Origin of the sequence: Micromonospora sp. NPDC049204, assembly GCF_040647935.1 — a bacterium.
Taxonomy (GTDB): Bacteria; Actinomycetota; Actinomycetes; order Mycobacteriales; family Micromonosporaceae; genus Micromonospora.
Genome location: NZ_JBEZDC010000035.1, coordinates 1 through 20,909, shown reverse-complemented (window position 1 = coordinate 20,909; position 20,909 = coordinate 1). Strand labels below are relative to the sequence as shown.

Here is a 20,909-nt window from a genome sequence, read left to right as displayed (position 1 = left end):
GGGCGGCACGACCAACCCAAAACTCCCGGGGTGCCCCCCCCCCCCCAGCCTGCCCACCCCCCCGGCGCGGGGGGGGCCCCCCGGCCGCACGCCGCGGGCGCCCCCCCCCGCCGGCGGTGCCGGCACCGGTCAGCGCGCGCTGCATCCCGGGCAGCGCGGCCTCGTTGATGGTGGCGACGGCCGTGACCTCGGGATGGGTCACGAGCAGCTGTTCCACGCACGCCTCGCCGGAGGCCGTGTCGTCGCCGCAGCAGACCTCCACCCCGGTCCGCCGCCGCCCGGAAACCGGTGAGCGCTCGATGGCTGGGGCCGTAACCCGCGGCCACCAACTCGGCGGAGCGGTTGACCAGGGCCACGTGCCGGTGCCCCAGATCGGCCAGGTGGTGCACGCAGCGGGCGATCAGCCCGGAATAGTCGATGTCGATCCAGCTCATGTCGTGCGGCTCGGCGATCCGCCCGATCGTGACGAACGGCAGACCGGCCTTGGTCAGGCGGGTCACCCGGCCGTCCTCCAAGCGGATCTCCATCAGGACCACACCGTCCACCCGGCGCCCTGTGACGATCCGCCGTTCAGCTCGTTCAGCTCGTTCAGCTCGTTCAGCTCGTTCAGCTCGTTCAGCTCGTTCAGCTCGTTCTGCGCGTCGAGCGCACCGCACGGCCACCGCGCAACGTGACGCTCGCTCCGCGGCAGATGTGCGCAGTCGCTGGTCAGTTAACGGTCACGATGACCTTTCCGAGGGCGCGTCCCTCTCCAACGTGGGCCAACGCCTCGGGTACCTCGTCGAGGGTGAAGGCTCGGTCGATGTGGATGGCGAGGTCGCCCGTGGCGCAGAGGTCGGCCACCGGTTCGAAGTGGGTCGGCCCTTCCTTGACGGCGAGCACGCCCAGCCGGCGGTGTGTGAGTCGGCCGGCCGCGGCGCCGATCGTGAGTATGCGCAGCAGCGCCGAGACCGATCCGCCGACGCACCGGTAACGGCCGCCGGGGGCCAGTGCCCGGCGGTAGGCGAACACCGACCGGTGCGCGACCAAATCGAGGATGAGGTCGTACGGGCCGCTGCGGGTGAAGTCCCGGCTGCGGTAGTCGATCACCTTGTCCGCGCCGACCGACCGCATGAAGTCGAGCTTGCCGGCGTTGTCGACGCCGGTCACCTGGGCGCCGAGTCGCTTGGCGAGCTGAATCGCGAATGAGCCCGATCCTCCGCCGGCACCGTTGATCAGGACCCGTTTCCCGGCTGCGGCGCCTTTGGTCCCCTGCCACGCGATTACGCCCGCCTGTGGGATCGCCGAGGCCTCGGCGAAGGTAAGGGCGGCGGGCTTGCGGGCCAGAACCGACTCGGGAGTGATCGCGTACTCGGCGAAACCGCCCTTGAGCATGAGGTTGTCGCCGTACACCTCGTCACCGGGTCGGAACCGGGTGACGGCCGGGCCCACCGCCTCAACCCATCCGGCAATGTCCGAGCCGAGCGTCCGGCGTGCCGGTGAGCGCAGCCCACCGATGCGCGAATACAGTGGTGAGCCTCGCAGGGTCTCCCAATCGCTCAGGTTGACCGAGGTCGCCGCGATCCTGACGAGCACCTGCCGGGCAGCGGGAGACGGCTTGGGGACTTCCTCGATCCGCAACACATCCGGGGACCCGTACCTGTCGTACACGATCGCTCTCATCCGCGTACCCCTAGCCCTTCGTGGAAATAGTCCAGCCGCAGTTACGTCCAAGGCCAGCAGGCTACGGCTCCTTGGTAGCACAGAGAGACGAGCGACTGACCGACAGAGGCTGCCGGCGACGGCGGGGTAGGTGTCCGAGGGCTCGGGGTGGTGGCGGGTCCAGGATGGGCGTTGAGTTCCGGTGCCGGAATCGTTTCTACTCCAGAACCAGCGCTGTGTTCGGGTACACGAGGGCGGCAAGGTGCTGGCCACCGTCGGCTTTGATCGCGGAGCCTTCGCCTGCGTGCTCAGCCGCGGGCGGGACCCGCGGCTGTTCGTCGTCGGCCAGGCGTGGGGTGGACCGGAGCCGTCGCACCCTAGCGGGAGGATGGTGGCGTTCCCGGCGCCCACACCGGGAGCCGGGAGACCTTGACCCGGACGCTACGCACACTCGGTCGGCGGCAGATCCGGATGTAGTCGCCGCCGTTCAGGTTTCCTGGCGTTTTGCCGCTGCTCCGGTAGAGCGCCTTTTACACGTCGCGCCCCACGACGACGGCGACGGATCGCGTCGATCGCCCGCGAACCAACCACCCGTCGCGCTGGTGGAACTGGGCGTCAACGCTCCAGCTTGGCATCCCGGCAGGTCTGTGGGGCGGACACCGGGTTGCAGCGTACGGCGATGCCACCGGGGAGCTCCGCCACGAAGTCGCTGTCGTACCGGGCAGCCATGCCCACGGTCGGAAAATCGGTCGTCACCAACTGGGCACCGCTGGCCAGGGCGACCTCCACCCGGCTGAACTCCTCGCTCTTCACCGTCCGCAGCGGCTCGTCCGAGCGGGTACGCACCAGATAACCCCGCTGAACGAGGTCCTGGATGACTGCTCCGTTGGCGCCCCGCGGGTCGTTCACCATCGTGACCGCCGCGTCCGGCGACCCGGGCGGCCCCTGGGTGAAGACGGCGCGGCCTTCCAGGCTGGGCCGGCCCTGCGTGTACATGTTGCGGATGCCGCCGGGGCCGCCGTTGTCGAAGAAGAACAGGACCTTCCCGCGCGCCCAGTCCAGTTTCGGCCAGCCGTACCGCAGCACCGACGCTTCCAGGGTCCTACCCGGTCGGCGCAGGTCGTCGGCGGTGATCAGCTGGTCTTCCGGGAAGACGGAGCGGATCTCGTCGTCGACGGCGTCCAGCAGGGTGGGGCTCCACGCCGGGCTCACCGCTCCGCCGAGGGCCTCCCACCGCTTGTCGGTTTGCTTCAGTTCGAGCTGGAGGATGATCGGCACGTGGCTCGGGTTGGCGGCGGACCAGGTCCGCACCTGCTCCAGACAGCTGACCAGGGTGCGGCAGCTGGTTCCGTAGTCCTGGTCGGCGACGTGAAGCACCTTCATGCCGGGCTTCGCCATGGCCGGATCGTCGATCGGGCCGAGCCCCGCCCGCTTCCGCGGGAGCGGGTGCCGGTAGAGCCCGCCCTCGGGGTCGGGCAGCAGGTCCAGTTCCAGGCCACGGACGCTCTGGCGGCCGAGCAGGTCGGGAATGGACGCGTGCGAGTAGAAACCCCACGACGGGTACCCGGGGTCGATCTTGAGCGATTCCTGCAGTTCGACGTCCTGTAGCTCACGGTGGTACGCGTTGTGCGCCCCCATGTATTGGATCTGGTTCATTCGCACGCCACCGGCGCCCCCGGCGCTTGACAGGCCGGCGGCTCGCACGTCCCCGAAGGTCCGAACAGCCAACGGCACGGCAGTGACGGCGATGGTGGTGACGACGGTCGCGGCCAGCGCGGCGACGCTCCTGGTCCTGACTCTCATGCAATCCCCCTCGACGGATTGCGGCAAGGCTAGGAAGCGAGGGTGTCCGGGCCGTAGCTGAGGCTCGCCAACGGCCATCGATACGATGAACCCTGCCAGAACGAGCGGCGCCAGTGATCCGGCCGCGTCACCTGGCACTCATGGCGCGCGCGGCGCCGCCTCGGCCAACACGGCGCCGAGCAGGGGGCGGCGGTGATGAACATGCCAACGGATCGCAGGTCCGGGGGCCTGCAGGCGCAGTCGAGTGCTTCTTCGGCGCTACCGGCGGTATGGCCGCTGGGCAGGAACGAGTCCTCGTGGCCGTTCTTGCTGGCTAGCTGGCGGCAGTAGCTCGGACGCTTGCCTGATTGGCGGTCTGGTCGGAGCATGAGGGAGCCTCGATCCTCCGTAGCGTGACGCTCGTGGAGGCGTCGAATATGACGACTCGGTTTGTGGGATTCGTCAGGGTAAGTCTGGCCGTGACGGTGCGATGATCAGTGGCGTCCTCTGAACCTGCGGTCAGCATTGGTGTGTCGATCCGTGATGGGCTGTCGCGGGTTACGCAGCGATCGTCCATGCACGCCCGGATCTCAGTCGGGCCAGGAAGGTGGCGTAGGTCTTCCAGATGGAAGACCACGCCGGCAGGGGCGTAGATGAGCGGGCAGGCGGCAGGTGGGGCCGGATTACATACGGTCACCGTGAGCAGTGATGTACTCGCGGCGACCAGGGGGCGATCTTCTGAACCTTGGACGTTGCCACGAACCCGCGGGTTGCGGCTGAGCCGCGGTTCCCGGGTTCGCACCCCCAGTCGGCACGTGCCCGTCCCGTGCCTCATCAGCACACGGGATCAACATGGTGCAGGGGAGTGGGCCTGGCGCAGGGGGAGTCGCTCGTACGGACCCGGCAGTACAGCAGCGATGTACAGCAACCGACGGAACCACACGGGGCCGCCACGACACCGACCGGGCTGTTGTGCAGCCGTGCCAACCGCACCCGACCACCTTGCCGAGGTCTGGGGGTCAAGGGGTCGTCGGTTCGAATCCGGCCGTCCCGACGCAGGTCAGAGGCCATTCGGATTCTTCCGGATGGGCCATTTCTGATCTTGTATAGCAGCGAAGTACAGCAACGGCTCATTGGTCGAGGCTTTCGCCGAGCCGCGATGCTCCAGGACAAGAAGGCGCCCAGCCCGGTGCGGGCGGCACTTCGCGTCCAGCATGCCCATGCGCTCGCGACCGTCGGCGAGCACCGCAAGGCTATGCAGCTTCTGGACAGGGCGCACGACGGGGCGGCGGATCGCCGTCCGGGTAAGCCTGAAGGCGAGCACACCTCGTACTCCATGGGTGGCTACATCGAGGTTCACCGAGGCACCTGCTTGAGGATTGGGGCGCCGGCCGGACGAGGCGAATCGCGGTTCTCGATGCGTGCTGCCGTCGATGCCGTCGCTTCACCGCCAGGACTTCACCGCAGCCCTTCTGACCAAAGCCGCAGCCCATGTGGCGGCTGACCAAGCTGAGCAAGCGGCTGCCACGGCTCACATCGCGCTACCGATCGCCCGCCAAGCAGGCTCGCGCCGGATCCTGCACCAACCCGGCCAGATCGGCCCCGCTGGTGACGAGCACCGTCACCTGGCCGACGTTCGTGTGTTCCTCGACGACCTCATGGATGCCGCCTGATGGCGTCAGACCTCGAACTGTGTGCGATGCGGCAGGCCAGCACCCTCGCCGTTCTCGGGCTGGGCACGACGAGCCCGAACCCGCCCGTCGGGTGTGTGATCCTGGATCAGCGTGGAACGGTGGTGGGCGCGGGATCTCTCCGCCGTAAAGGGGAGCCGCACGCTGAAGCACACGCTCTCGACGCAGCGGGCGGTGCGGCTCGCGGCGGTACAGCCGTCGTCACGCTTGAACTATGCAACCGCGTCGGAGTCACGCCGGCTTGTCGTCATGAGTTGATCGACGCCGGCATCTCTCGGGTGGTCATCGCCGTCATCGACCCAACGTCTCGCGGCGACGGTCCTGCCGCAATGCTCATTGCCGCAGGCATCGAGGTCGAGACAGACGTGTTGCGCGGCGAAGCCTTGACCGTCCTTGAGCCGTGGTTGACCGCGACGGTGCGCCGTACGCTGTTCTTGACGTGGGCGTTTGGATCAGATGCCGGGCATCAAACGGCGGCGGAAGGACGACTCCTGCGCGACCTCCGCGCTAACGCGGACCTTGTCGTTGAGGGCAAGACCGTCGTTGGGGGCACTCCGGGAGGCCACGCTAGCGCGCACTTCGCGCTGCCCGGTGATGCCGACATCGGCACCGGCCTACCGAACTGGCTGTCAGCCGCCTGTGAAGCGGGCGTACGACGCGCGCTCGTCGTCGGTTACGAACACGACGCCGAGATGCGATCGCAGTTGCACGCGATCGACGAGCTCGTTGTCGCTGTGCCGCGAACCGACCCGTCTCGAGCGTTGCAAGTGGTCCACTCCGACCTCATACCGGCCGGTTTTGAACTGGTCGAGCTCGCTGCTGACGCGGACTCGTTGACGATCCGCATGCGCCGCTTGATGTAACGCCGAGCGTGGTGGCGACTCCGAATACCGGTGCCATGGGCGGCTCGCGGAGCCAGTGATCATTTTCACACCATCGTTGGATGCCGACCGCCTCCGGCTCGTGCCCCCTCGATCCGGCAGCATCACGCAGCGTGAGATGGGTCGTCGATCCGGTGAAGCCTGGAACCCGGCCGCCTCGCAGGCGGACGGCGGTGGATGCGGTGTCGGTCACGTTGCCCGTTCGACCTCCCTTCGATGCAGGGCATCCCACGGTGACGATCGCCGGTTTGGCAAATACGACTGGTCCGTCTCGCCACTTAGATCACTTATCGGTGTCAGACGTCCTCAAAAGATCAACGGTTCTACGGGCTGATGATCTCCCTGTCAAGACATTGAACGTCCACTCAGGATCTACGTAAGCTGCGCCGACTTTCTGATGGGGACACGGGGGTTTCGATGGATGAGCCGTTGGGCACGGGTGCGTTCGTTCCACTGACGCATGGAGCGTTCGCTCGTTGGGCGCGGCGGCTGGCGATGTTGTTGGCGTTGGTCCTGGCGGTGTCCATGTCGGACATACCGGCTCGGGTCGAGCAGCCGGCCGTGGCGGCACCAAAGGTGACAGCCCAGCCGACGCCGAAGCCAGCCTGTCCAGGCGACCGCCCAGACGAGGTGTCTGCGGCGGTGGCGGCTCGGTTCTGTGGCGGACGGGTGGAGGTGGCGAACCGGCGCTCGGAGACGACTCAGGTATTCGCCAACCCGGACGGCACGCTCACCGCGGAGCAGGCGCTGGCGCCGGTGCGGGTACGTCAAGGGGACAACACCTGGGTGCCGGTCGACCTCACCCTGCAGCGTCGGGCCGACGGCGTCGTCGTGCCGAAGGCGCACCCGCGTGGCCTGACCTTCGCCGGTGCCACCCCGGGCGCCGGGGAGCACGGGGTCGCCTCGCTCGGCAGCGGTGCCGAGCGTGCCGAGCTCGCGTGGCAGGGCCCACTGCCCGAGCCGGTGCTGAACGGGCGCACGATCACCTATCCGGATGTGCGGCCGGGCGTCGACCTGGTCTTTCACGCCCACGCCACCGGATATGAGCAGCACGTTGTGGTGAAGGACCGTGCCGGTCTGGCGCACGTGCGCACGCTGCAGCTGCCGCTGAGCACCGGGAAGCTCACCGCGGCTCGCGACGGCATGGGTGGCCTCGTCTTCAAGAATTCCCGCGGCGGTCAGGTCGGCCGGGCACAGACGCCGTTGATGTGGGACGCGGAGGTCTCCGCGCTCTCCGGCGAGCACGTCAACCGAGCTCCGGTGGCCCTGAGTACGACGGCTTCCGGTGGACGCACCGTCATGGAGTTGACCCCGGACAAGAACTTCCTCGCCCGGCCCGACCTGACGTTCCCGGTTACGATCGACCCGCCGACGTCGCTGTCGCCGTCGTTCGACGCGTTCGTGCAGAACGACTACGCCAGCGACCAGTCCGGTTCCAGTGACCTGAAGCTGGGTTACTCGAACGACGGTGGCACCTTCTACGCCCGGTCGTACCTGCGGTTCAACACCACCGGCTTCGCCGGCAGTCAGATCGCCAGCGCGAAGTTGCGGCTGTGGAACTACCACTCATGGTCGTGCAGCGCGGCGTCGTGGGAGGCCTGGCGCACTGACTTGGTTGACTCCTCCGTGCGGTGGGCCAACCAGCCCGTCGCTCGGGAGAAGGTTGGCACCTCCACGGAGACCCGTGGCTACAACTCGTCCTGCGGCGACGGCTACGTCTACATTGAGGTCGGCGGCGCGCTACAGACTAGCGCGAACCTTGGCTGGACCACCGCAACTGTGATGCTGCGGGCCACCTCGGAGACCTCCACGGCGGGTTGGAAGCGCTTCGATTCCGCCGAGGGCACCCATCCGCCGCTGGTGAGCATCACCTACAACAGCGCCCCGTCCGCGCCGTCCGCCCTGGCGGTCGCTCCCTGTTACACCGCGTGCGGCTCCGGCGCGCAGACCTCGTCGCTGCGTCCGACGCTCTCGGCGAAGCTCGCCGACGCGAACGCCGGTCAGAGCTTGCAGGCCGAGTTCGTGGTGCGTAACAAGGTCACCCAGGCGGTGGTGAGTTCGTCTGGTCTGCGTTCTGGCAGCCCTGCCTGGTCGAACGGTTCGACTGCCTCGTGGCCCGTGCCGGTCGACCTCGCCAGCGGCTCCCAGTACGAGTGGCAGGTCCGCGCCAAGGACCCGTGGAACTACGGCGCATGGACGGCGTGGACGCCGTTGACGGTGGACACCGAGAAGCCGGGTGTGCCGTTCGTGGCCGCGACGATCTACCTCAACGATGGGCAGCCGCACGCTGGCGCTGCCCAGCCCGACACGTTCACCTTCACTCCTGCCAGCGGTAGCGCTGACCTCGCCGCGTTCGTCTACAAGTTCGATTACGACAGCGCGGCGACCACCGTGGCGGCGACCGGTGCGAAGTCGGTGACACTCGCACCCCGTGATGGCCACCGGACGCTGACCGTTCAGGCGAAGGACTCCGCCGGCAACCTGTCCAACCCCAACCTGTACGTCTTCGACGCGGGTAACGCCGCGCTCGCCGAGCCGCTGCCCGGCGCGACCGTCGTCAAGCGCACCAAGCTGCGGATCACCACCCCGGTCAGCGGCTACACCCGCACGTACTTCGAGTACCGGCGCGGGCCCGGCGGGGCGGCCCTGCCGGTGCCGTCGGCGAACCTGACCTCCGCCACCGGCGCGCCGGTCACGGCGACGGCCGCCAGTCCGGCCGCCCTGTCGGCGCTCGGCGGGTACGCGATCTGGAACGCCAGCGACACACTCGGCCTGATCGGCGGCGTCGTCGAGGTCCGGGCACACCTCTACACCGCCACCGGCACCACGCCCGCATACACCATCCCGTGGGTGCGGATTAGTGTCGACTCCAACGGAGACGGCGGCGCCGACGAGGAAGCCGGCCCCGGCTCGGTCAACCTTCTCACCGGTGACTATCTCCTTTCTGAAACCGACGTCGACGAGATGGGCCTGTCTGTCCGCCGCTCGTCCTCGTCGCGTAAGACGGCCGACGGTTACCAGCCGATGGCGCAGCGGCTCACCGCCAACCAGCAACAGGTCTCCACCGACCTGACCGGCTTCGCGATCCCGGGCACCACTTCGGCAGCGCGCTCCACCACCCGCGGTCAAGGTGAGACCACACCAGCCGACTCGTTGGAGATCACGCCGGTCACCGCGACCAGCAACGACACCTACGTCGCAGTCGGCGGAGACGATGGCGGCGGGCTGCGGCTCGGCATGACCGCTGGCAAGACGTACCGGATGACCGGCTGGATCAATGTGCCGTCCGCCACCGGCCTGGTTCCCGCGCACGTGGATCGGGGCTTGCGGATCGTCGGCTTCCACCGGGTGGGCACCACGTATAGCGAGGTCGCCTCGCCGATGGCCGGCTACACCGACGGCTGGCAGGAGTTGTCGGTAGATCTGACCGTCCCCGCCGGGGCGAACGAGGCGTTCTTCCGGCTCTACAACGGCATGCAGGGCGGCTCCGGCCGCAAGGTCTACTGGGACAACCTCTCCGTCACCGAGATCATTGCCCCGTTCGGCCCGTCCTGGACGGGCGGCGCCACCGGCGCCGTCGCCGAGGTGGACTACACCACACTCACTCTGCCCGAGCCCTCGCTCGTCCAGGTGCACACCGCAGACGGGGACTGGACCACCTTCGCCCGTAGCTCTGACGGGGTCACCTTCACCACTGAGCCCGGTGCCGAGGACCTGACGTTGAGCAAGGTCGGCAGCACCGCGTACCGGCTGACCGAGGTGAGCGGCACGGTCACCGAGTTCACCCAGCAAGGCGGTACGTGGGCAGCGACGTCGAGTTGGACGGCAGAGACGGGCACCACGGCACGGTATGTATACGACACCGCCGGTAGCCGCCTACTGCTGAAGAAGGTAATCAATCCGGTTGAACCCGGCGTCGGTGATTGCACTACCGCTACCCCAGCACGCGGCTGCGAGGTTCTGGAGTACGAGTACGCCACGACGACCACCTCCGGGCTGAGCCAGAGCGTCTTCGGCGACGTCGTGGACCGCATCACCGCAATGAAGCTGTGGCTGTGGGACAGCGAAGCCAGCGCGATGACGGCCGTCACGGTGGTGCGGTACGCATACGACAACCTGGGCCAACTCCGCGAGGTGTGGGATCCCAGGATCTCCCCGGTCCTGAAGACTGCCTACGAGTACTCGGCCGGCCGTGTCGTCCGGACGACACCCGCAGGCCAACTCCCGTGGAACTTCGACTACGGCAATCCGGACGTCGACTCCGCCGCACTGCGCTGGGACCTCGACGCAGGCTCCGGCACCAGCGCCGTCGACTCCTCCGGCGCAGGTCGTACCGGCACCATGGCCTCCGGGGTGTACTGGACGCAGGGCAGCCACGCGGCGGACAACCCGGGTGACCGGAGCGCCAGCTTCACCGGCGGCGCCGGTCAGCAAATCAGCGCCACTGGTACTGCTCTCTCCAATACCTCCTCCTACACCGTCTCCGCGCGGGTGCGCCTGACCGACAAGTCCGTCAACCGCACCGCCGTCTCCAAGGACGGATCGCGCACCAGCGGTCTCTTCCTTAATTACGTCGCCGCCGACGATCGGTGGGCGTTCTCGCGGGTTAGCGCCGACAGCGACAGCGCCACGCCGATACGGGCCAGCTCGAACACCGCACCGGTACTCGGGAAGTGGACCCATCTGACCGGCGTCTACGACACCGCCAGCGGCCAGATGAAGCTCTACGTGGACGGTGTGCGGCAGACCACCACTGCCGCGGTCGGTGGCTGGAACGCCGCCGGGGGGTACGTGGTTGGCCGCGCTAAGTGGGCTGGCGCCGCCTCGAACATCTGGCACGGCGGTATCGACGACGTCCGCATCTACGGCAAGGCGCTCACCGACGCTCAGGTCGCCGACCTGGCCGGCGACGAGAACGCCGGCCGCCTGCTCAAGGCACGCCGGGCTGCGCTGCAGCAGGGATCTAAGACGGCCACTGACGGAGAGACCGCCACCAGCATCGTGTACCACGTGCCGCTCACCCAAGGCACCGGTGGCCCCTACAACCTGGATGCTGCCAGCGTCGCGACCTGGGGGCAGACGGACGTGCCCACCGACGCGACGGCCGTCTTCGAGTTGCAGGACGACCCGGGTCGCCACAGCGCGACTCCTTCTGCTCCCGGGTCGGGTGGCTACCGCTACGCCAGCTTGTTCTACCTCAACGCAGGGGGCCGTGAGGTAAATGCGGCCACGCCCGGCGGGCACATCGACACACAGGAGTACGACCGATTCGGCAACGTCGTCCGCACGCTGGAGGCGACGGACCGAGAACTAGCCCTCGGCACGCTGCCCAACGCCGCCACCTACCTTGCGGAGCTGGGACTGGCTGCGTCCGACTCGGCCAGCCGGGCGCTGGCCCTTTCGACCGTGAACAAGTACAGCGCAGACGGTCTGGACCACGTCGACACCCTGGGGCCGACCTCGACGATGATGCTGGAAAGGCCGGTCGCGGACCCGGACGGTGCCGGGCCGCTCACCGCCATCTCCGCCAGATCCACGGTGATCGGCCGGGTGCACACGGTGAAGAAGTACGACGAGAACAAGCCCGACGGCGCCACGTACCACCTCTTGACGACCGAGACGGAGAGCGTTCAGGTTGTCGGCTACCCGGACAGTGACACGCGGACGAGTCGCAGCGGGTATGGCGCGGAGTTCGGTGGTGCCTCGGGCTGGACGTTGCAAAAGCCGACGAAGGTCGTAGTGGAGGGTGGCGAAGGCGAGGAACTCGCCTCGTACACCGTTTACGACGCGGCCGGACGTGTCACGCGTACGCGGGGCATCGGCTCCACTGGCTCGGACGCGTATGCGCAGGAAGAGATCTACTACACCGCGGGAGCAAATCCACAGGACAACTTGTGCGGCAACCGGCCTGAGTGGGCAGGTGAACTGTGCGTCAGTCGTCCGGTCGGTGCGGTGACGGGGCACGATCCAGCTCGGATGAGCGCGACGCTGCCCGTGCGGCGGGCCACCCGCTATAACTCCTACCGCAAAGAGGAAGTGGTTACGGAGACCGTTGGCAGCGCGATCCGGACGACCACCACTAGCTACGACGGCGCCAGCCGAGTGGTCGGTGTCGAGGTCACCAGCAACCAGGGCGTGGCGGCCGGGAGGTCGGTCACCAGCTACGACGCGACCAGCGGTGCAATCGCCAGCACCACGACGGATAGCTCCGTCATCTCCCGCGAGTACGACATGCTCGGCCGGTTGGTCCGCTACGCCGACGCCGATGGCGGCGTGACGATCAAGGAGTACGACCGGTCCGGCAACACGGTGAAGACGTCGAATCCGACGGGTCACGTCACGTTCCAGTACGACCGGACGGTGGAACCGAGGGGTTTGCTGACCAGCAGTTCGGACAGCGTCGCCGGCACGTTCACCGCTCGCTACGCTCCCGATGGCCAGCTCGTCCAGATGACCTACCCCGGTGGTCTGACTCGGACGGACCGGCTGAACGCGAACCTCACGCCAGTGGAACGTACGTACACCCGCGACTCCGACGGTGAAGTGCTGTTCACCGAGTCGGTGAATGAGAACGTCGTCGGCCAATGGGTTGAGCATGCCTACACCGGTGGCAGCAAGGAACACGGCTACGATCGTGCGGGCCGGTTGGTCCGTACCCGCCACGAAAGCCCCATCACCGGTGGCTGTGTAACCCGGGTCTACGCCTACGACGAGCGCAGCAACCGCACCTCCCTCAAGCGTTACGCACCGAATGCCGAAGGAGGGTGTCAGGAGGCGGCGGCGGAGTCGCAGAGTGGGCACAGTTACGACACCGCCGACCGGATGACCGACGCTGGGTACGAGTACGACGCGTTCGGTCGGACGGTACGGATGCCCAGCGGCCTCACTAACAGCTTCCACGTCAACGACCTGGTGCAGCAACAGCAGCTCGGAGATGCACGGCAGACGTGGACGCTGGACCCGGCGCAGCGGTTCCGTGCCTTCACCGCCGAGACGCTTGTCGACAGTGTCTGGGGAGCTGCCACTACCAAGGTCAACCATTACGGTGACGACTCGGACGAGGTCCATTGGGTGGTCGAGAACGCCCAGGGTGTTGTCACCCGGAACGTGTCCGGTCCGGACGGCGATCTGGCGGCGACGACCACGGCCACCGGCGATGTACGGCTGCAGTTGGTGGGACTGCATGGTGACGTCATCAGCACCATCGACCCCGCCCTCACCGAGCCCGAGCTGCTGGACTATGAGGAGTTCGGGGTCCCGATAGCGGGGCAGGCCGACCAGCGGTACGGCTGGCTCGGCGGCAAGCAACGCTCCGGCGATGGGCTCGACGACGTCATCCTGATGGGTGTCCGCCTGTACAACCCGCACACCGGCCGCTTCCTGTCCGTCGACCCTGTGCAGGGTGGCTCGGCAAACGACTACGACTACGCCAATCAGGACCCCGTCAACGTCACGGACCTGGATGGACGGTGTCCAATGTGTGTACCCGTCGCCATCCTCGGCGTTCGGGTGGCAGCCCAGTACGCGGCACGACGGGCGGCGCAGCGCGCCGCAGCACGGTCGACAGCCCGGAACAAGCGGATCCGAAAGGTAGCTGGTCGGCCACCGGCCCGGCCCAACGGCTCGTCGGCCCACCGCAACAGCAACAATTACCGAGGTCGTAGCTGGGGTTATCAGATCAACCACACCGATTCGCGGGGTCGCGAGCGGGTCTACAAGTACGGGATCACCAGTGCTTGGCCGCCCATCCTTCGGGCCAGCATCAGCAGGTACCAGTGCGCCAAGAAGTATCGAAACTGCCGCATCCGGAAGATCAAATCGTTCCCCACCCGCTATCACGCCCGCGTATGGGAGTATCGCAGCTGCCTGACCTACGTGATTCGCTACGGCTCGCGCCCGCCGGGCATGTCCCGGTCCTGCCGGTAAGGTCGGCCCCTGTGAACTTCTGGTTGTCCGTTCAGCCCCGCGACGCACCGCGCGATATTGGCGTGGACGTCGCGGGGTACCAGGACCGCGTACACAATCTCGCTGCCTTGATCGAGGTGGCGTTGCAACGGACGGTCGACGGTGGAAAGTGGCTGCGGCGATCCTTCCCGGCCCGCAGCTACCTTCGGCTCGACATCACCGTTCACGGCGGGCCGGGGCCGTCGGTCCAACACGTACGGACACGGGGGCACGGTGGCGCCAAGGAAATCGGCTACCTGGTACAGGTGCCGGTGGCGTGGTTCGACGTGCCCGGGGACGGCTTGCTGGCGATCCGGATGATTCGGGCGCTGCTGGGCGCCTTGACGGCCGTCGGCGCCGAGCAGGGCCTCGGAGCGCCACCGGTGCGCTCCCCGGAATCCGACCCGGGGCGGCCGGAACTTGTGGATCTCTTCGCGCCGCCCGCCGACCGACCCGCAGGCGCCGGGGCGGCCGCCGACCAGGTCCGAGAGATCATCGACGGGATCGAGCCGGACCAGTTGGTGCTCGCTGCGACCGTGCCTGCGACGCGTGCGGTAGGGCGCGACCGGGAAACGGTCGTCCGGGCGCTGGGCAGTGTGGTGCGGGAGACCGAGGTACGAACGGCCGGAGAGGAGGGGGTACGCATATGGGTGATTCAACGGGACGGTTGAACTGGCGAATCGGGTCGGAGAGTCTGGACCTGGCGGCGGCGGGGCCACTACGGGACGCCGTGACGGCGGCCGATCACTGGTTCACGGTGCTCGGCAGCATCGTCAACGCGACGCTCTCACAGGACCTCACGCTCGAGGTGGTGACGGGTGACGATGATGGGGTGTTGACGGACGTTGTGGCACCGGGCACCACACGAATCGTTCTGCCCCGTTCGATGGTCGACACCGAGCAGCTGCGGGTGTCCCTCCTCGACAGCGTCCTGGCCGTCGTGGCCGCAGCAGCCGAGACGGCTGGTCGGACGTCGGAGATCTGGAAGCGCCCGGATGATTACGCGGACGACGATGAAGACAATCTCGCCGTGGAGCTGGACAGCCTCGAACCAGAGGACGTCCTCCTCGCCGGCCGCCTGGACGGCACTGCTGTGGACGAGCTGGCCCGGTTCCACCAGCTCGACGACTACGTGGTCGAGCGGGTCGACGCTTCGGGGGTAGCCGAGGTCACCGACACCGAGGCCGGCTGTGCCAGCGTCTCCTGGCAGATGCGTCTCACCGACTGCTGATCCTCCCGGCCCTCGCCGACGGGTTTGGTCGGCGGGACGCTCCAGTTGGTTGCCGAGCGTCGCGACGGTCGGTGGCGCCGTCGTCACAGCGGATCCTCGGCAATCTTCTACCGGGAATTTGGGTTTCTCCGGAGGGTGGCCGCGGGGTTCGATCCCCGCGGCCACTGAACTCGCCCGGGTTTCAAGCCACCAGGCGGATCACTGGGTGGTCAGCCGCGTAATCCGGCAACCTCGCCCCACGGCGATCGGAACATCACCACCGACGAGGACCGCCCCGCCGGTGCGCTGTCGTGCCCCACCGTGCAACGGGTTCGGGTGGGTCCAGCCGTTCGAGGTGGGGTCAGGTGAAGCAGTCATGTGCGGGTGGCTCCCGCGCTGATCGACCGTGTTCGCACCTACGAATGGCCCCGCCAGCCCGGCGCAGAGCGGCCCGTTCCGGGGCCGATGACCCAACGGCGCCCAACAGTGGTGGGACTGGTCGCGCGAACACCCACCCTGCTCCTGTTCGGCCCCTGCGCAGCTGCAAGGCCCCGGGTCTGGTCGTCCACGACTCGCGGATCTTCCCTGGCCAACAGCATCCAACAGGGCCGTGAGCTGGGCTGCTGGTGTCCTGCGCTCTGCCAACGCCGGCTCCGGCCTGTTTGTTGGGTGTTGGGTGGTGGTGCCTTGTGAGCAGGCGCAACAGGCGCCCGCCCCCGATCGTGTCGTCCCGGACTGTTCGGTGGCTGTGCGCGGATGGACGTCGCGCGCCGCCGTCACGGTGCGGCGCCCGAGAGCTTCGCGAGGGGTGTCTATGTCTGCTCGATCCTGGCCGTCGTCGCCGCTGGCCGCGGCCGGCCGTGCCTTCGCCCTGCTGGTCCAGCCACCCACTCATGTCGGATTCGACGCTCGAGGATTCGACGGCCTGCCGGACGAGATCCTGTCGTTGGAACGGTTGCGGGCGCTGCTGCTGGAGCCGCGTACCAGCGTCGAGGTCCGCGATGCGGTGTGGCGTGAACTGGTTGTCCGCGCTCGTCGGGACGGCCCCGCCTGGGTGGTGGTCGCGGTCGGAGTCGCGCTGCCCGAGAGGCTTACGTCCGGATCTGTGGGAGACGGCGGGTGACATCCCCGCCGTGTACCCGGCAGTGGGTTACGAGCATTTCCGCGTTACGGGGTCACTGCCAGGTGGCTGTCTCCGGGTCGATCCCGTGAGTGCGAGCGCACTCGTCGATGCTCTGCCGAAACCAGGAGGCTAGCCCGACCCGGATTCCGTCGTAGTGGGCGGAGAAGCCGGGGTCGGACTCGAACATTCTTCCCAGACACACCTGCATCTGTCGCGTGAGCGGGAAGAAGTTCGAGAATACTTCGCGGTGGCGTTCGATGAGCGAGTTCGCTTCTGGGGTGCCCGGAATGACACCCTGATCAAGGGCGTTGCCGAGATCGAGCTGCAACGTGGACATCGCCGCGGAGAGCGACTGCCATTGCTCCCGGGTGCGAAAAGCTGCCCGCTCGGCGAACTGCGCCCATTGCACAGTATCCCCCCACACAGTGCGGGCATGTCGGGCTCGATGGGCGCCCCAGTCCGCCCCGAAGACCTCCGACTGCGCTTCATCGCTGAGGAGGATCCCCCGCTCGTGAGCCTCGGTCATCCGTTCCAGGCGCGCGTCGAGCTGCTGCAGTTCCTGGATGCGCTCGGCGAGCTGGGCACGCTGCTCACGCAAGGTAGCGCTGATCTCCGCTGTCGCGTCATCGAGAATCTCACGCACCGCGTCCAGCCCGAGGCCGACCTCCCGGTATGCGACGATTCGATCCAGCCGTTGCAGGTCCGCGTCGGTGTACTGGCGATAGCCGGCGGTGGTGCGCATGGACGGCGACGCCAAGCCGATCTCGTCCCAATGATGAAGCGTGCGGACGGTCACCCCCGCCAGCTCAGCGGCCTCGCCGACCGTGACACAGTCAGCGATGTCTCGTTCGCGTTCACCCACGGACACCATTGTGACCCTTCTCTTCCGATCCTGGTGCGACGATTCCGACCGAGGCGAGATCACGCGCTTCTTGGCTGTCGGGATCGAACTCCAGCGCCGCGGTGAACACGACCCGCGCACCCTCGGGGGTGATCACCTCGACGTCGCGAGTACGCCACGGCGTATCCCGCGGCCCGGTAACGCTGCCCGGCACGAGATCCGAACACGCCTCGGCGAGGGCATCGACCTCGCTCAGCACGCACAAGAAGCTCACGCCCATCGCCGGCACTCCGGGCGCCTCGGCACCGGCCGCCGCAGGAACGAGCAGCACATCCTGGAACGCCCACCGGCGCAGGTGGACCACCTGCCCCGGGATGCTGAACAGCTCGACAAAGCCGAACCCCCGCACCCAGAAATCCGTCGACGCCGCCAAGTCCGACGTCGGAACCGTCACGAACACCGGCATCGCGTAGATGCCGCGGAACACCTCTGGCGCAACCGCCTTCGGTCCACGCTCGGATACGGGACCCATCTCGAATGCGTTGAAGAAATCATTCACGCGGGCTACCGTCCCCCCTCACGCAGCGTGAGGGTCAAGCCCAATCCGAGAACAACAAGCTGTGCGTGTCCGGATCTGCCGCAGACAATGCGCGCTGCCGGCTGGTACCCCGGTGACTGCCCGTAACCAGCCCTCACCGCCCTGGACGTCCTACTCGCGGAGAAGGTGACTCGGGTCGCGCTGTCGGCCTCTTTCCCCATGCGCACATCCTGCTGGACGACCGCTCATCGGCCAGTCTTGGCGCCGCCTGCCCTTCCTCGCGTGACGCTGCCTAGCGGACGGATCGCGGCAGACCAGTGCGTTGATTCGGGGGGCGCCAAGTCGGGCAGGCTCGCGACAAGAAGTGTTACGGCTTCCTCCGCTGTATTGGCGTCACCAATGAGCTGGCCATAGCCCGCCGTGAAGATCGAATACGGAGGACCGCCACAGACAATGAAGGGCAGCGGATCAGTAGGCTGGGCCGGCACGGCGGGCCGCGCTGGCGGCGGTCTCCGTGGGCCTCGCCCTCGTGCCGCACCTGACGAACTACCAGCGGGCGGATCTCGGCCGCTCGACCGCCGAGCCTGGCACCCGACCTTGCCGGTCTGTGGCGTGTCCGGGTATGGCGGTGCGGTTGAGTTTGCCCCGCCGCCGGCCCTGGGTTCGCCGGCCGCCTCCGCCAGGGACGTTGCCGACTTTCGGCCGACCCCGGTCACGGCGGCCGCGAAGGCAGCCCGCCGTGACCGGAGAGCTCAATGTCGTCGAGATCTTTGAACGATCAGACCTGTTACACCGATGATCAGTGCCGCGATGGATAGGATCAGAGCTACCCACGGCAGCGCATCTCTGCGTTCACCTGAGATCAGCTCGTACCCGGCCCAGGCAATAGCCCAGGGTGACACAGATACCAGGCACCAGTAACTGTTCTCGGTGATGCTCATCTTCTTGCGCGCTGGTAGCCCGGCAAAGCCCACTGCCATCACTCCTGTTCGTTCCGTCAGCATCGCTCGTTCCCGGCCGGGTCGGTGGTCTTGGTGACCCGCTTGTCGCTGTTGAGGTCGTAGGGGGTGTGCGGCACGGAAGCCACGGGCTGCGACAGGTCCTGGCGGGGGTCGGCCACCATCGTCTGCGACGACGTGGGGTAGGCGAACCGGGTGGTCGCGCCAAGCCTCGTCGGCGTTCGTCCTGTCTCCATCGGGGCATCCTCCCACCTGCCGTAGCGAGGCGAGGACCTGAGCTCAGTGGAGGCGGACGCTCGTAATTCGGCAAATCCGTGCACCTCGAACTCATGGGACGAGCGCCGTCGGCCCGTCGTCTAGCTCACGGCGCCAAACCCGCTGCCAGCGTTCCTCGGCTGCGGAGGCACGCCAGCGTGCGGCGGGGCCGTCCGGATAGACGCCACAGGTCGGGCATGCGAGGCCCGGGCGGCGCCTTTCGATGCCGCATGCCAGGCAGTGCCTGTCGACGCTGATTCCGGCATCGTGGCGCTCGAGGACCGCTTGGACGACCGTGGCGAGGGTCCCGTCGGGTGGTGTTCAGGGTCGGGACAGTAGGCGATCCGGGACCAGCCCCACGAGTTTCAAGGCGGCGGCGTCCGTGGAAGTCGCCTGCCAGTCGCCTTCTCTCGACGCCGCAGAGCGGCGTACTCCTGCGCACGCTGCAGGACCACGTCGCGTGTCCGCTGCAGTTCGTCAGCGGCACGCACGAGCGCGTCGAGATCGTCGGCGAGACTGCGTGGGATACGGGCGGCGACGACCAAGTGGTGCCAGGTGGCGCGGAATCCGTACGGGGCACAGTGCAGAGCGCACTCCCGCAATGCGTAAAGCCTGCGCTGCGGCGAGAGCGTGCTGTCGCGGACGCGGCGCGCCTGCGCAGGGAAACTGGTCACGGAGCCATTGATGGCGCTCTCCTTGGGACGGCACGACGACGTTTCGGTGCCCGGACGAACCACAACGCAGGACGAGGCGGCTCTCACCGTGAACACACGCACATCGGCAAAGGCGCGAGCCTGGCTACGTCCCGGAGGCCATGTAGGCGGCGAGGATGTAGTTGGGATGCCGGTCGAGGTTCTTGCGGGCTCGGTCGTAGCGCATGGTGGTACGCGGGTCGGCGTGACGAGCGGCGATCTGCACGTCGCGCAGGCTGACGCCGGCGTCGAGCATGGTGGTCACGAACGTGTGGCGCAGCATGTGGGGGTGCATCCTCGGCATCCGGATCCCCGCGATGTGGGCCAGGTGCTTGAGCCGACGAGTGGCGGCGTGTCGGTCCATTCGCCGACCTTGGGTGTTGCGCAGGAGTGGCCCGCTGGTGCGCTCATCGACGGCCCGGTCGATGGCTCGGGCGACTGCGGGTGGCAGCGGGACGAGCACGACCTTGCCGCCCTTGCCGCGCACCCGTAGGACCCGGTGGCCGTGTTCCTCTCCCAGGTCGGCGATGTGCGACCCGCAGGCTTCGAAGATTCGTAAGCCGAGCAGGCCCAAGAGGGCGACCGGGGCGAAGTCGTTCGGGTTGGCCGACAGCCGGGCGGCGGTGATAAGGGCCTCGAACTGCAGGTGGCCCAGTCCGAGTGTCGGTGACTCGGCCGGCACTGTGGGCCGGCGAACGTAATCGGCTGGCGAGTGCTCCAGGATCGCGTCGATAACGCAGACCCGATAGAACCCAACCACGACCGACAGCCGACGGGACACCGTCGAGGGCTGGTACCGGCGAACGTCTTGCAGCCAGCGCACGTACCGCTCGATATCCACCCGAGCTGCGGAGAGCGGGTCAAGTTCGTGGTCGCTGCACCACCGGAGGAAGACCCGTAGGTCGGACTCGGTATGCACGCGGGTCTGCCCACGGTAGCGGCCCAAGAAGGCGGACACCGCGGCGCGCACGACAAGTTGGTTGGCAGGTACGACACTGGAAGCCGAAGCCGAAGCCGAAGCCGAAGCCGAAGCCGAAGCCGAAGCCGAAGCCGAAGCCGAAGCAGGAGAGGTAGCCATACATCACCGTGCGTCACCACCAACGATGAACGCCAGCCCTCCCGGAGCGGCATTTCCGGGCGTCGCGGGACAGCATGGGTAACACCGAGCGTGACGGCCCGCAGGCGCGCGAATAGCTCACCGAAGAGTTGCGGACTGCCGCGCAGCGGTCGCAGTTTTCGGCGCCGACAGTCGGCCCCAGTGGCCCGCACGGCGGGCGCAGGATCCGCCGACCGAAGCGGGGGTTACGGTGGATAATTAACAATCCGACGATGAGGCTGCAAATGATCAATGT

Annotated in this window: 15 protein-coding genes; 7 read left to right on the top strand and 8 right to left on the bottom strand. The window is 67.6% G+C overall.

What is annotated here, in order from left to right; all coding sequences use genetic code 11:
* Nucleotides 1–116 precede the first annotated feature (116 nt).
* Nucleotides 117–674, top strand: coding sequence for a hypothetical protein (locus tag AB0A90_RS34675; protein WP_357256194.1), 558 nt, complete (start codon nt 117–119; stop codon nt 672–674).
* A 34-nt stretch (nt 675–708) separates the two neighbouring features.
* Here AB0A90_RS34675 and AB0A90_RS34670 read toward each other — a convergent pair whose 3' ends face one another.
* From AB0A90_RS34670 to AB0A90_RS34660, 3 genes are all read right to left on the bottom strand, one after another.
* Nucleotides 709–1,662: an NAD(P)-dependent alcohol dehydrogenase gene (locus tag AB0A90_RS34670; RefSeq protein ID WP_357256192.1), complete on the bottom strand. Its 954-nt coding sequence runs from the start codon at nt 1,660–1,662 to the stop codon at nt 709–711.
* Nucleotides 1,663–2,256: 594 nt separating this feature from the next.
* Entirely contained in the window at nt 2,257–3,444 is a 1,188-nt protein-coding gene (locus AB0A90_RS34665; RefSeq protein WP_357256191.1) for a phosphatidylinositol-specific phospholipase C1-like protein, read from the bottom strand.
* Nucleotides 3,445–4,483: 1,039 nt separating this feature from the next.
* Nucleotides 4,484–4,783 carry a hypothetical protein gene (locus tag AB0A90_RS34660; RefSeq protein WP_357256189.1) on the bottom strand — a complete coding sequence of 100 codons (300 nt, stop codon included), beginning with the start codon at nt 4,781–4,783 and terminating at the stop codon, nt 4,484–4,486.
* A 61-nt stretch (nt 4,784–4,844) separates the two neighbouring features.
* Between AB0A90_RS34660 and AB0A90_RS34655 the strand changes: the two genes are divergently transcribed.
* From AB0A90_RS34655 to AB0A90_RS34630, 6 genes are all read left to right on the top strand, one after another.
* Entirely contained in the window at nt 4,845–5,096 is a 252-nt protein-coding gene (locus tag AB0A90_RS34655) for a hypothetical protein (protein WP_357256187.1), read from the top strand.
* The gene (locus AB0A90_RS34650) at nt 5,096–5,977 is read left to right on the top strand and encodes a hypothetical protein (protein ID WP_357256185.1); all 882 of its coding nucleotides are present in this window, start codon (nt 5,096–5,098) and stop codon (nt 5,975–5,977) included. Before AB0A90_RS34655 ends, AB0A90_RS34650 begins: the two co-directional genes overlap by 1 nt.
* Nucleotides 5,978–6,637: 660 nt before the next feature.
* A complete protein-coding gene (locus tag AB0A90_RS34645) occupies nt 6,638–13,921 on the top strand; it encodes a LamG-like jellyroll fold domain-containing protein (protein ID WP_357256183.1) in 7,284 nt (2,427 codons plus the stop codon).
* Nucleotides 13,922–13,983: 62 nt separating this feature from the next.
* Entirely contained in the window at nt 13,984–14,610 is a 627-nt protein-coding gene (locus tag AB0A90_RS34640) for a hypothetical protein (protein WP_357256181.1), read from the top strand.
* Nucleotides 14,586–15,170 (top strand): hypothetical protein, encoded by a 585-nt coding sequence (locus AB0A90_RS34635; RefSeq protein ID WP_357256179.1) that lies wholly within the window; start codon nt 14,586–14,588, stop codon nt 15,168–15,170. The genes AB0A90_RS34640 and AB0A90_RS34635 overlap by 25 nt, the downstream gene beginning before the upstream one ends.
* 793 nt (nt 15,171–15,963) lie before the next feature.
* Complete coding sequence (locus AB0A90_RS34630; RefSeq protein WP_357256177.1) at nt 15,964–16,272, top strand: hypothetical protein; 309 nt, start codon at nt 15,964–15,966, stop codon at nt 16,270–16,272.
* Between the two features lie 52 nt (nt 16,273–16,324).
* On the opposite strand, the gene AB0A90_RS34625 is transcribed toward AB0A90_RS34630, so the two are convergent.
* The 5 genes from AB0A90_RS34625 to AB0A90_RS34605 form a co-directional block, all read right to left on the bottom strand.
* A complete protein-coding gene (locus AB0A90_RS34625) occupies nt 16,325–17,134 on the bottom strand; it encodes a MerR family transcriptional regulator (protein WP_357256175.1) in 810 nt (269 codons plus the stop codon).
* Nucleotides 17,127–17,672, bottom strand: a complete 546-nt coding sequence (locus tag AB0A90_RS34620) for a hypothetical protein (RefSeq protein ID WP_357256173.1) — start codon at nt 17,670–17,672, stop codon at nt 17,127–17,129. Before AB0A90_RS34620 ends, AB0A90_RS34625 begins: the two co-directional genes overlap by 8 nt.
* Nucleotides 17,673–18,403: 731 nt before the next feature.
* Nucleotides 18,404–18,655, bottom strand: a complete 252-nt coding sequence (locus tag AB0A90_RS34615; RefSeq protein ID WP_357256171.1) for a hypothetical protein — start codon at nt 18,653–18,655, stop codon at nt 18,404–18,406.
* Nucleotides 18,649–18,846, bottom strand: a complete 198-nt coding sequence (locus tag AB0A90_RS34610) for a hypothetical protein (protein ID WP_357256170.1) — start codon at nt 18,844–18,846, stop codon at nt 18,649–18,651. Before AB0A90_RS34610 ends, AB0A90_RS34615 begins: the two co-directional genes overlap by 7 nt.
* 817 nt (nt 18,847–19,663) lie before the next feature.
* Entirely contained in the window at nt 19,664–20,476 is an 813-nt protein-coding gene (locus AB0A90_RS34605; RefSeq protein ID WP_357256169.1) for a tyrosine-type recombinase/integrase, read from the bottom strand.
* Nucleotides 20,477–20,909: the final 433 nt, after the last annotated feature.

Excerpts from the sequence above, each read along its gene's own strand:
- AB0A90_RS34650 (WP_357256185.1), top strand. The coding sequence starts at position 5,096 with ATGGCGTCAGACCTCGAACTGTGTGCGATGCGGCAGGCCAGCACCCTC.
- AB0A90_RS34615 (WP_357256171.1), bottom strand. The coding sequence starts at position 18,655 with ATGCTGACGGAACGAACAGGAGTGATGGCAGTGGGCTTTGCCGGGCTA.
- AB0A90_RS34635 (WP_357256179.1), top strand. The coding sequence starts at position 14,586 with ATGGGTGATTCAACGGGACGGTTGAACTGGCGAATCGGGTCGGAGAGT.
- AB0A90_RS34630 (WP_357256177.1), top strand. The coding sequence starts at position 15,964 with ATGTCTGCTCGATCCTGGCCGTCGTCGCCGCTGGCCGCGGCCGGCCGT.
- AB0A90_RS34610 (WP_357256170.1), bottom strand. The coding sequence starts at position 18,846 with ATGGAGACAGGACGAACGCCGACGAGGCTTGGCGCGACCACCCGGTTC.
- AB0A90_RS34665 (WP_357256191.1), bottom strand. The coding sequence starts at position 3,444 with ATGAGAGTCAGGACCAGGAGCGTCGCCGCGCTGGCCGCGACCGTCGTC.
- AB0A90_RS34670 (WP_357256192.1), bottom strand. The coding sequence starts at position 1,662 with ATGAGAGCGATCGTGTACGACAGGTACGGGTCCCCGGATGTGTTGCGG.